This window comes from Psychrobacter sp. (assembly GCF_030454045.1).
Lineage (GTDB): Bacteria > Pseudomonadota > Gammaproteobacteria > Pseudomonadales > Moraxellaceae > Psychrobacter.
The window spans coordinates 1-11,504 of the sequence record NZ_JAKDJE010000008.1; the positions used below are offsets into that span (position 1 = coordinate 1).

At 34.3% G+C, this 11,504-nt stretch carries 9 protein-coding genes; all 9 read left to right on the forward strand.

Annotated features, from left to right (window positions below):
* Nucleotides 1–109 precede the first annotated feature (109 nt).
* The 9 genes from L0G63_RS02665 to kdsA all read left to right on the forward strand — a co-directional run bounded on the left by L0G63_RS02665 (nt 110) and on the right by kdsA (nt 11,482).
* Nucleotides 110–1,237, forward strand: a complete 1,128-nt coding sequence (locus L0G63_RS02665; RefSeq protein WP_301449270.1) for a CDP-glycerol glycerophosphotransferase family protein — start codon at nt 110–112, stop codon at nt 1,235–1,237.
* Nucleotides 1,227–3,692 (forward strand): hypothetical protein, encoded by a 2,466-nt coding sequence (locus L0G63_RS02670; protein ID WP_301449271.1) that lies wholly within the window; start codon nt 1,227–1,229, stop codon nt 3,690–3,692. The genes L0G63_RS02665 and L0G63_RS02670 overlap by 11 nt, the downstream gene beginning before the upstream one ends.
* Nucleotides 3,693–3,724: 32 nt before the next feature.
* Nucleotides 3,725–5,371 carry a glycosyltransferase gene (locus L0G63_RS02675; protein WP_301449272.1) on the forward strand — a complete coding sequence of 549 codons (1,647 nt, stop codon included), beginning with the start codon at nt 3,725–3,727 and terminating at the stop codon, nt 5,369–5,371.
* A gap of 55 nt (nt 5,372–5,426) precedes the next feature.
* Nucleotides 5,427–6,596 carry a DUF563 domain-containing protein gene (locus L0G63_RS02680; RefSeq protein ID WP_301449273.1) on the forward strand — a complete coding sequence of 390 codons (1,170 nt, stop codon included), beginning with the start codon at nt 5,427–5,429 and terminating at the stop codon, nt 6,594–6,596.
* A 34-nt stretch (nt 6,597–6,630) separates the two neighbouring features.
* The gene (locus L0G63_RS02685) at nt 6,631–7,029 is read left to right on the forward strand and encodes an HAD hydrolase family protein (protein ID WP_301449274.1); all 399 of its coding nucleotides are present in this window, start codon (nt 6,631–6,633) and stop codon (nt 7,027–7,029) included.
* Nucleotides 7,030–7,037: 8 nt separating this feature from the next.
* The gene (locus L0G63_RS02690; RefSeq protein ID WP_301449275.1) at nt 7,038–8,618 is read left to right on the forward strand and encodes a hypothetical protein; all 1,581 of its coding nucleotides are present in this window, start codon (nt 7,038–7,040) and stop codon (nt 8,616–8,618) included.
* 9 nt (nt 8,619–8,627) lie between these two features.
* Nucleotides 8,628–9,353: a glycosyltransferase family 2 protein gene (locus L0G63_RS02695; protein ID WP_301449276.1), complete on the forward strand. Its 726-nt coding sequence runs from the start codon at nt 8,628–8,630 to the stop codon at nt 9,351–9,353.
* Nucleotides 9,354–9,638: 285 nt separating this feature from the next.
* Nucleotides 9,639–10,607 (forward strand): SIS domain-containing protein, encoded by a 969-nt coding sequence (locus L0G63_RS02700; RefSeq protein ID WP_301449277.1) that lies wholly within the window; start codon nt 9,639–9,641, stop codon nt 10,605–10,607.
* A 35-nt stretch (nt 10,608–10,642) separates the two neighbouring features.
* The gene (gene kdsA / locus L0G63_RS02705) at nt 10,643–11,482 is read left to right on the forward strand and encodes a 3-deoxy-8-phosphooctulonate synthase (protein WP_301449278.1); all 840 of its coding nucleotides are present in this window, start codon (nt 10,643–10,645) and stop codon (nt 11,480–11,482) included.
* Nucleotides 11,483–11,504: the final 22 nt, after the last annotated feature.

Consider the following 11,504-nt stretch of genomic DNA (forward strand, 5'->3'; position numbering starts at 1 on the left):
GGAACATTATAATTTGTAAAAATGTTATTAATATTTAAAGAGTAGATCAAACAATCAGAGCTTAGAATTAGCCTGTTTAAAAACAAAGAAACTTTGGAGTTTTACAAGAATGAATAAGTACAAAATAGCATTTATAGGCTGGAATCCTTTTCAATTTATACATATTAAATTATTAGCTAGCAAAATTCCAGGAAGCGTTTTTATATTAGAGAAGAGAAGGGATCATCTTAATGATTTTACAAAAGAAATTCTAACCAATCAAGAAGTTCCTGTTGTCGTTTGGGAGACTGGAAAGATTAAAGAATTAGATGGCGTTTTTGACGTTATTGTATGTCAAACGATGTTTCTACACTTACCATTATTTGAGAAAACAAAAATTGTAATGCTTCAATATGGTTATGCTAAAGAGCCACACAACTATGGCACATGGAGAGCGTTAGCAGATTTATGTCTTGTATACGGATCCTATCCAGAAAAGAAATTATCTACTTATGCGCCATCTGAGGCTGTTGGTAATCCTAGATTACAGTTATGGTATGATGAAGATTTCCATCTGATTGCAAAAAATAAGTATATTCATAGTATAGATGATGGTTTGCTAACAGTCTTATATATGCCAACTTGGGGAGAGTTGTCTAGTATAGATGAGTATATAGGTGCAGTTCTTGGTTTATCTGAACGTTATAATGTACTCGTTAAATTGCATCACAATACAGATCTTTTGGAAGATGGTAGATTAGAAAAAATAGAAACTGATAGGATACATTTCTTTGGTTCCAATGACGATGCTCTAGAACTTCTTAGTATTTCTGATATCGTCATTTCTGATTATAGTGGTGCGATTTTCGATGCTATTCATTGCGAAAAACCAGTTGTTCTTTTAGATAAGAATGAAAATGAAATTTTAGAAGAAGCTAAGATTGATACGCATAGTCTAGAGTTTAATAGAAGAGATGAGCTCGGATATAGAGTAGCTAGACCATCTGATCTGATTGACGGTATAAAACATATAGAAGAAAATTATGATTATATAGTTGGTGAGAAAAAAGCTATAAAATCTGAATTATATGAATATAGTGAAAACTCTGTAGAGAAATGTATTGAAGCGATAAACAGTCTAATATCTGGTGATATCGTGCGTAATCAAATGCAGTCTTATATCCATGATTCAGTAAAAGAGCTATACCAGTTAAAACGTCAATACAATATTTTAAAGAAGAGTAAAAATGGCAGATAAATCACTTTTTAGTATGTTTTCTATACTTAATATTAAAAATGTTCATCCTGATTCTATTAATGATAAAGTTTTGAATGTTTTACCATTAGATAAGATAAAGCTAGTTTATAAATTAGCTATCAGAACAAATAATAGTGTATTACAGGAAAAATGTATTGCACACGCTAGGAGAAGGTTCCCTCAGAATACTTTTAGCTATATCGAAGAGGCAAAAACTAAAATCAAGTACGAAAAATTTAACGAAGCTTGGGAAATTCTAAACAAAGCCCCCCATAATAAAGAAATTGATGCATTAAAGAAAAATGTAGCATCAAAGAGAAATGTAGCATTAGCTGACAAGGAAAAACCATCTTTAGCTTATCTTGATATTGCTGAGTTAGAAGGTTCTACATTGAGTAAACTGAAAAAAGTCCACAGCTCAGCTGTTGATGCAAATAATGTGAGATTACAAGAAGAGTGTATAGCAAGGGCGATAACTGATTTTCCTCAACATACTTTCGGTTATGTTGAAGAAGCGAAAATTCAAATACAACGTAGGCAGTTTAATGACGCTTGGAAGGTCTTGACTAAATCACCTAACAGTAAAACAGTTGAGTCATTAAAACAGAAGATCCTTTCTCATGATGGTGCCCATCTAACTACTATGCTAGAAGAAGAAATTATGAGAATAAGTAAATTAATTAAATTAAAGCCTTTAAACTCTAAGTACTATGACGATTATATTTTATTTCTAAGCAAATTGGGTAGGAATAAAGAGGTTGAAAAATTAATCAAATGGCTCCCAGTTGATGTAGATTCTTTTACCATGAAAACTAGGTTTGCCATTATTGCAGGCTATGTAGATTTAGGAGATCAAAAAAGCGCTTTAGATCACCTACTTTTGATGCAAAAGAAATACATGATGGATAGAAGGGTTTTACATAGAATATCCGATATATATAAGTTCGATAAACAGACAGATAGAGCCTATTCGTATCTGTTGCTTGGTGAACAGACCTATCCAATTTATGGTGCGATCAGAAGATTAACTTTTGAGTCTGATCACAATATGATCGACAATGGGAATGAGACTCTAGATAGAGTACTAGATTTTAAAGAAGCCGAGTTGGCAAGATTTCTTAGCATGATTAACAGGGTGTCTTGTTTTTACCCTGAGAGAAAGGATGAACTTGTTGAATGTAGGATAAAAGTTAGAAGGGTTATTATACAAAATATACTTAAGAACAATAGTGAATTTAATAAAAATCTTAAGTTTTTACTTGCTAATAGATGGTTCGCCGACGCAATGGAGTTTATGAGCCAAGGCTTAGAACTTGGTTTTCATCTTGATGAGAACGTATCAGCACTATATAAAAAAATAGAAAAAAACCTTGTTTATAGTGACTCGAAAAACATTATAGCTTGGCTAGAAATAGCAGATCAAAATGAAAGGTCTGATGTTTTGCTAGGAATGATGAATGGCTTTCCAGTTGATGTTAATAAAATAGAAAGAGAAGCTGTAAAAATTGAACTGTTTATACCTAGTGCTTTTTTTACTCCGCCAGAAAAAGAAAAGCCGTCATTTAAGACAGCGCAGGAATATTTTAGAGAAATATGCGAAATAGTATCGTCATATGAAGATATAATAATTATTCCAAGACATCAGTATCACTGGAAAAACGTATCTAGAAAAACAGATTTTAAGGCTATTAGCTATCATACTTTCAATGAAGTGGATAACCCTAACTGGTTGCATGTGCAAGAGTCTACACTGGCAGGTCGTTGCTCTGTTGATACGAAAGGGTTTGCAGGTTATGCCAAAATGGCGACTGATTTTTCAGAGATCGAAGAGTATACAAGTAATATTGACCAATCTACTTTAGATGAAAATTTTAACTATTTGTATCAAGAATACGTCGTTAATAACGTATCTAAATATCATCAAAATGAGAAAGTATTTGTCTCCGAAGGTGAGTATGTATTTGTAGCACTTCAGGTTCTAACAGACATAGTAGCAGATATCGCATTTTTTGATGGGATACAAATGCTCAAAACGATTGCTGAATATTATAAGAATACAGCTACTAAGGTGGTTGTAAAGCGTCATCCTTACTGTAACTCACTTAGTATGCAGTTATTGATTGAAAATCTGTTGAATGAAGGTGCTATCATAGTTTCAGATGCCTCAATTCATAGTATTATAGAAAATGCTAACGCTGTATTTGTCGTCAACTCAGGTGTTGGATTTGAAGCTCTTATGCACTTAAAACCTGTGATAGTATGCGGACAATGTGATTATGAATATGCGGTATCTAGCCAAGTAAAAACCCCACAGGAATTGTTACAGTATCTAGAGAAAGATGAGTTTTTAATTGATACGCAAAAAGTGAAAAAACTGCTGTATTATTATGCAAACGTATATAACCCAAAATTAGATGAGTTGCCAGCGCTTTTAAAAAAATGGATTTATATTTAACAATTTTAATGTTTTCTTACTAAGGTAGCGCTATGAAAGTTATATCGGTTTTAAATAAGATATCTGAGAAATCAGGTGGCATGACAAGAATTTCAATGCATAGAACTGAGTCCTTTGTAGATACTGGTGTTGACTCGGCTGTTGTTACTTTAGCTCTTGACAATAAACTGAATGATACAATAAATAACTTAATTTCTATTTCGACAATTAGTACTAAATTGAAAGTTATTAATTTCTATAGCTCTTTGTCTTATGCTTATAAGCATGGTGTGGATTTATCAGCGGTATTCTCTATTCATCATCAAAAAAGCTTAATGGAGAAAGTAAAAAAAATAAGAATAAACCCAAGAGATTCTAATTCAACTCTAATTAAATACTTTACTTCTAGTAATGATTTGTTTCTTGAAGAATATCTTAATGAAGATAATGTTTGTACTTGTGTGTTGTACTACCATCCACAAAAAGGCTGCTTACAATTTCCTTCAAAAAGTTCAATCCACGCTCATTGGTTATCAGAACTCAAGGGCACTTCAGATTGTTACTATATTGCAGATGCTATAAGGATGGCAAAGTCTGTTTGTATGGTCTCAGATAAGAATGCTTATAAAATATTGGTGGCTCATGGCAACCACTTATTAATGCCAAGAACTGTAGGCTCAAAAATAAACCCAATATATAACAATGTTTTTAACTACAACAAGTTGTGTGATGCTTTCGTACTCCTTACTAATCATCAACGCGAAGATATAGAAGCTCAATTTGATATTAATAATTGCTATGTGATACCTAATCCTGTTAAGAGTGTTAATAATGAGCAATTAGATAAAAATTCAGAAAATTTTGCTATTATTCTTACACGACTAGCGAGCGTTAAGCAAATCGACAAAATGATTAAAGCCTTTAGTCATATAGTGTCTGCAAATAAAAATGCCATTTTAGAGATATGGGGAGATGGTGATGAGCGAGATAATCTTGAAGCTTTAGTCAAAAAAAGTAAATTAGAGAATAATGTCAAGTTTATGGGGTTTTCCATAAATCCTCATAGAGAGCTATCTCGTGCTACCGTGACATTGAGTATGTCTTCAGCTGAAGGATTTCCAGGTAGTATGGTCGAAGCCTTAGCATGCGGCACACCCGTAGTATCCACCAAAACCAAATATGGACCAACCGATATTATCACAGATGGCAAAGATGGTTTTTTGGTCAACAATGAAAAAGAGTTTATAGAAAAGGTTTCATATCTATTAAACAATCCAGATATAGCTTATGAAATGGGGAGAAATGGTATAGCTAGCTCTTCAAGATTTTCGTCTAACCAGATAATCAATAAGTGGATGAGTTTGTTTAGTGAGTTAAAAGAAACTAAAGCTCATGAAAGTGGATATGAATTTTCTGGAAAGATAATCAAGAATACTATTGGAACGAAGCTAGGGTGGATTTATTTAGATAAAGATATAAAAAAAGCAGCTTCTCTTGAAGCCTCTGGTTCAATATTCATTAAAAATATTGATAAGAATAAAGAATTTGGTGGAGTTTGTGAGTTAGAGTCACAAGTTTATGATATTGAGAAAGTAAACTTTGATACTAAAAAAGAGGTTTACCGCTTTAGAGTAATTTACAAAGGCGAAATTTACAAAGGTAGTATTCCTGCTAAAAGTATAGAGTTTGTTGTTTTATAGCAAGTCTACTTATAGTCAGCTCAAAATAAAATTGAAGGTAAACATGATATACACATTGTTAGACAAATCTGAAACCAGACGTGTTGAACCTACTGAAGTGAACGGTGATCTGAAATGCTACTTACAAAGGTTAAATCATTATAGGATTAAAGTTAGTTCTTTCGAAGAGCATTGCTTTGAGAGGGAAATTTGTGATTATCGGCATAATTACCAACCAAGAACCTCTAAAAGAGTAAAGAAGATAGATTCATTTGATTTGATCAAGTTTAATAATGCTATATGTTTTGGTGATGGAGCGATAAAGACAGCTAATAAAAAAATTTTTTTAAGTCATATGCTGAATGAAAGTATATTTTATCCATTAGATAAGATTCGGTTTAATGGTTTCAAAGGTCTTATTAAAAATAGGCTAGGATTAGAGCTTCTAGGTGATGGATACGTAAAACTAAACGATAATATTAATAATTACTCATATACTAACGAAACTGTATTACTAATGACACGGTTAAAAGATAATTCGTATAGCCACTTTGTTTGGGATACGATACCATTACTAGCCTACCGTGATTTTCTAAGGAAAGAGCTGGGAGAAGATGTAAAGATATTGATACCATATGAATCAATATCTTCTTTTAAATTAGAATTTTTGATGAGGTTAGGTGTAAAAAAATCAGACTTAATCGTTAAGCCTTTATCAATATCAATGTTATTCAAAAATATATATGTTGGAAGCCGTACGTCAACTAATAATGTTTCGATTTCAGACTTTTCTTTACCTGTTCTAACAAGTTTAAGATTAGAGAAAAGAAAAACGAATAAAAAAAATCTATATTATTTTGATCGGAATGATGAGCGAAAGGGTATTCGAACAATTATAAATGAGTCAAAGATTATAGATATTTGCAAGAAGCATGGCTTAGAAATAAAAACTCCAGGAAAAATGACTTTATCAGAAAAACAAGAAATATTTTCACAAGCTGATTTAATAGTTGGGCAATATGGTGGAGGAATGCAAAATCATTTTCTATGTAACTCTGGGACTCATATCTTGTTACTGCAAAGTGAAAATTTTTTCCGAGAAATTCATTATAATACAGCGACAAGATTAAATCATTATGTAACATCCATTATAGGTCCTGCTCTCTCTACGGGTAATAACAGTGATTTTAGTATCGATGATGCTGTTTTTGAGCGCGAACTAGTTAAAATACTCGGAAAATTGTAGTTTATATTTACTTAACCTAAAATGGATAATCTGAATGAAGAGGTTAATTGTTGATTTAGATGGTACTGTGACGTTGGGTAATACATCCGACTATATAAATGTATTGCCTAACCTAGAGCTAATTAAATCTTTGAATAAGTATCAACAAGATGGCTTTACTATTGTAATAGCAACAGCAAGAAACATGCGTACTTATGAGGGTAATGTAGGGAAAATTAATATTCACACTTTACCTACTATCATTGAATGGCTAAATAAACACGATGTTCCTTATGATGAAATTATTATCGGTAAACCTTGGTGTGGCAATGAAGGGTTTTATATTGATGATAAATCTATTCGACCTTCTGAATTTACTTCAATGGGTTATGAAGAGATTATGCAGCTATTAGCAAAAGAAAATTCGTATACTGATAGTGGCAACGAACTCTAGGTATTAATATGTTTTTAATTATGTCAGGTGCTTATATAGGCCAAGAATTACAATCTGAATTCGGGAGAATTCCTCCTAGTTTTTTACCTTTAGGGAATAGACGACTTTTTCAGCATCAAGTGAAGCTCGCACCTGTTAATACAAAGATTTACCTTTCTGTTCCTGAGAGCTACCTTATTTCTCAGACAGATCTTAAATCATTATCTGAAAACCAGGTTGAAATATTAGCATTACCTGATAGTTTAACATTAGGCGAATCACTAATTGCAGCGCTTAACATATCCGAGCATAATTTTAGCAAGCCATTACACCTATTATTTGGAGATACTTTATTTAGTAAGCTGCCTGAGGGAGATAATTTTGCTTCACTTTCAACGGTTGAAGAGAATTACCATTGGGCTCTAGCGACTGAAGATGAAAATAATTGGTTACAACAAGCACAAGGTGACTTAGATATTAATGGTAGCCAAATTGTAAATGGTTACTTTAAATTCTCAGAACCTCGTGCATTATTAAGAGCATTAACCAAGTCTAACTGGAACTTTTTGGATGGTGTAAATTATTATCGTAAATTGACAGCTTTTTCTAGTCAATTATCTGATGACTGGTTGGACTTTGGACATGTCAATACTTACTACTCATCAAAAGTTAACTTTACAACGCAACGAGCTTTTAATGATTTGGCGATAACCTCTTCTTGGATTGAAAAGTCTAGCAGTAAAGATATTAAAATTGTAGCGGAGTCTAATTGGTTTGCTAAGCTACCTTACTCTTTACGCCGTTATATCCCTCAATATTTAGGTGAAGAAAACAATAATGGGCGTACAAGTTACCGCTTAGAGTATCTGCATAATACCACATTAAATGAGTTATACGTTTTTTCAGAACTTCCTCAAAAAGTATGGAAGCGTATTCTAAATGAGTGTGTTGATTTTCTTCTTGCATGCAGCCAAGAGAAAGCGCCAGATGGTGCTTTAGCTAACTTACTCCCAGAGCTTTTTGGTAAAAAAACTAACCAAAGACTTGAGGAGTTTTGTACTTTAAGAGGCTATAAGTTGGGACAGCTATGGAATTATGAAAATGATTTGGTGTCATTAAATGATATCTTATTATTATCTAATCAAAATCTTCCTTTTGATGATAATAATATCTCTATTTTACACGGTGATCTTTGTTTTAGTAACGTGCTGTATGACTTCCGCTCCAATAGAATTAAAGTCATTGATCCACGTGGCTTAACACCTGATGGTCAATTATCAAATTATGGGCATGTTTATTACGATATCGCTAAATTGTCACATTCTGTTATTGGATTGTATGATTGGATCATTGCTGGGTATTATCATGTTGATATTTCTGAACAGAATATAACACTTTCTATTGATACTAACAGAAAAGAGCATGGAACTCAGACCTACTTCATTGATTTGATTTATAAAAAATTTGGAATTTCTGAGGAAAATATTATTGCAATGCAAATACAATTGTTTTTATCTATGTTGCCTTTACATAGCGACGATCCAAAGCGTCAAGATGCCTTTTTTGCTAATGCATTCCGCCTTTATAAAAGACTGAAAGAATTAAAATAGGTAATAATTATGATTGTTATTCCAATGGCAGGTTTAAGTTCTCGCTTTTTTAAAGCGGGTTATGAACTACCAAAGTATATGTTAGAAGCACATGGTGAAAGTTTATTTGATCATTCAATAAAAAGCTTTCAAGCATATTTTGAAAATATCCGCTTTGTTTTTATTGTAAGAGATGTGTTTAATACTCCTGAGTTTGTTAAGCAAAGGGCTGTTGCCTTAAACATAAAAGATTATGACATTGTAGTGTTGAATGAAGAAACAAGAGGTCAAGCCGAGACGGTTACTTTAGGCCTAAGTAGTTACCGTGAGGGTATTGAACCTATTACAATTTTTAATATCGATACATTTAGACCAAGTTTTGAATATCCTAACTTAGAGCAACTTGGCGACGGGTATTTAGAGGTATTTAAAGGATCTGGTGATAATTGGTCTTTTGTTCGCCCCATAAGTGATAGCAGTACACAAGTAGACTTAACAACAGAAAAGAATCCTATTTCTGACCTATGTTGTACTGGCTTATATCATTTTAAGAGTATCCAAGATTACTTTGAGGCTTACGACTACTATCTTTCTATTCCAAAAGAACGGTGGGAGAAAGGGGAGTTGTATGTTGCCCCTCTATACAATTACCTAATAAAAAAAGGGAAAAATATTCATTTTCATAGAATCGATAATGATGACGTCATATTCTGCGGCACTCCGTCGGAATATACTTCATTTGTTGAAAAGGTATAGAGCTTGTTGTTCTATAGCAAATCTACACAACAACTAAAAAATATGGCAGTGAGGGTTTTCAAAAAACCAGAGATCTATTATTAAACTATTATAGTCGATACACTCTAAAAATGTCATAGCGCTACTGGGATGAATTTTGCGCAGCCTCTGGGAACGCAGCACGCAAGTAAAATTTATACCAGTAGCGCGTTTAAATCTATAACAGTTTTACATTCAGCTAACTATATAAGAAATATGAGCAGGTAGCCTGAGAGTAAATAAATTTAACAAAATGGGGAAGTTGTAGTGCATCTACAAACTAATAAATATTTAACATCTGCTCAAAGAACTTTTGACATTGAGCTTAAAGCATTGGCATTGTTACAGATAGATTTAGATCAGAGGTTTACGTTGGCTTGTCAGACCATCTTGAGCTGTCAAGGACGTCTAATCATTACGGGAATGGGTAAGTCAGGTTTAGTAGGTCGTAAAATAGCGGCGACGATGGCTTCTACTGGTACCCCAGCTTTTTTTGTCCATCCTGGTGAAGCCGGTCACGGCGACCTCGGGATGATCGTAAAGGGTGATGTCGTTTTAGCGATATCCAACTCAGGTAATAGCGATGAGATCAATGTCTTATTGCCTGTGATTAAAAAACTAGACTTACCTTTAATAAGTATCACTAAAAATTTATCAGGTCGATTAGCTCAAGAAGCAGACGTAGCTTTGACACTTGGCGACTTCGAAGAAGCATGTCCAATGGGTCTAGCACCTACCTCTAGCACCACAGCGACGATGGTACTGGGCGATGCACTGGCTATCGCATTGCTTGAAGCCCGCGGCTTTAAGTCAGAGGACTTTGCCCTATCGCATCCTGCGGGTGCGCTGGGTAAAAAACTCTTGACCCATGTTTCTGATCTTATGAAATCCGGTGATGAGATTCCTTTGGTGACAGGAAAGACCAGTATCATCGAAGCCCTATTTGAGATTACCGAAAAACGACTCGGTATGACTGTGGTCGTAGATGACAAAAATCGTTATGGGGTACTGACAGATGGTGATATCCGTCGACTGCTCACAACGAATCAAGATATGAGCCAACCTATTGCCAGTGTCATGAAGACAGCACCGATTACTACTTCTCCTGATATAAAAGCCTCAAAAGCCCTTGATATTATGAGACAAAAAAAAGTAAACCAGCTTATTGTTTTAGATAATGATGTACTAGTTGGTGTGCTGGCCTTACGTGACTTGGTTCAGGCTGGTATTAATTAAAAGTGACTAGTATTTTATAGTCTTGAGGAACACAAATGAAAATTACGGAAAACATAACAGTTGGCAATGATAAGCCTTTTGTATTATTTGGTGGTATCAACGTCATAGAGTCACGAGACCTAGCTCTAACAGCATGCGAAGCGTATGTGGAAATTACGCAAAAGCTTGGTATACCCTATGTATTTAAAGCCAGTTTTGATAAAGCGAATAGATCATCTATTCATTCGTTTCGTGGCCCAGGTATGGATGAAGGTCTAAAGATCTTACAAGAAGTTAAAGATACTTTTAATGTACCAGTGATATCTGATGTGCATGAGGTTTATCAGTGCCAGCCAGCAGCCGAAGTGATTGATATTTTGCAACTGCCTGCCTTTTTGGCACGTCAGACAGATTTGGTAAAAGCGTTAGCAGAGACTGGGCGACCAATTAATATCAAAAAGCCGCAGTTTCTCAGCCCAGAGCAGATGAAAAATATCATCAATAAGTTCAATGAAATGGGTAATGATAAACTCATGCTATGTGAGCGAGGTAGCTGTTTTGGTTATGATAATCTAGTGGTCGATATGCTAGGTCTGGGCGTAATGAAGCGTATCAGTAATGACTTACCCATTATCTTTGATGTGACGCATTCATTGCAGACTAGAAGTGCAGGCAGTGACGCATCAGGCGGCCGCCGAGATCAAATTATCGAGTTGGCCCGCTCAGGGATGGCAGCTGGTCTTGCAGGCTTGTTTTTGGAAGCCCACCCGACCCCTGATGCTGCTAAATGTGATGGTCCGAGTGCTTTGCCACTTGATAAGCTAGAGCCTTTCTTACAACAAATGAAACAAATCGATGACTTGGTCAAGTCACTGCCTGATTTAGATATTCAATAAAAGCGCCTTAAAGGTATATTAA

Excerpts from the sequence above, each read along its gene's own strand:
- L0G63_RS02665 (WP_301449270.1), top strand. The coding sequence starts at position 110 with ATGAATAAGTACAAAATAGCATTTATAGGCTGGAATCCTTTTCAATTT.
- L0G63_RS02675 (WP_301449272.1), top strand. The coding sequence starts at position 3,725 with ATGAAAGTTATATCGGTTTTAAATAAGATATCTGAGAAATCAGGTGGC.
- L0G63_RS02690 (WP_301449275.1), top strand. The coding sequence starts at position 7,038 with ATGTTTTTAATTATGTCAGGTGCTTATATAGGCCAAGAATTACAATCT.
- L0G63_RS02685 (WP_301449274.1), top strand. The coding sequence starts at position 6,631 with ATGAAGAGGTTAATTGTTGATTTAGATGGTACTGTGACGTTGGGTAAT.
- kdsA (WP_301449278.1), top strand. The coding sequence starts at position 10,643 with ATGAAAATTACGGAAAACATAACAGTTGGCAATGATAAGCCTTTTGTA.
- L0G63_RS02670 (WP_301449271.1), top strand. The coding sequence starts at position 1,227 with ATGGCAGATAAATCACTTTTTAGTATGTTTTCTATACTTAATATTAAA.
- L0G63_RS02695 (WP_301449276.1), top strand. The coding sequence starts at position 8,628 with ATGATTGTTATTCCAATGGCAGGTTTAAGTTCTCGCTTTTTTAAAGCG.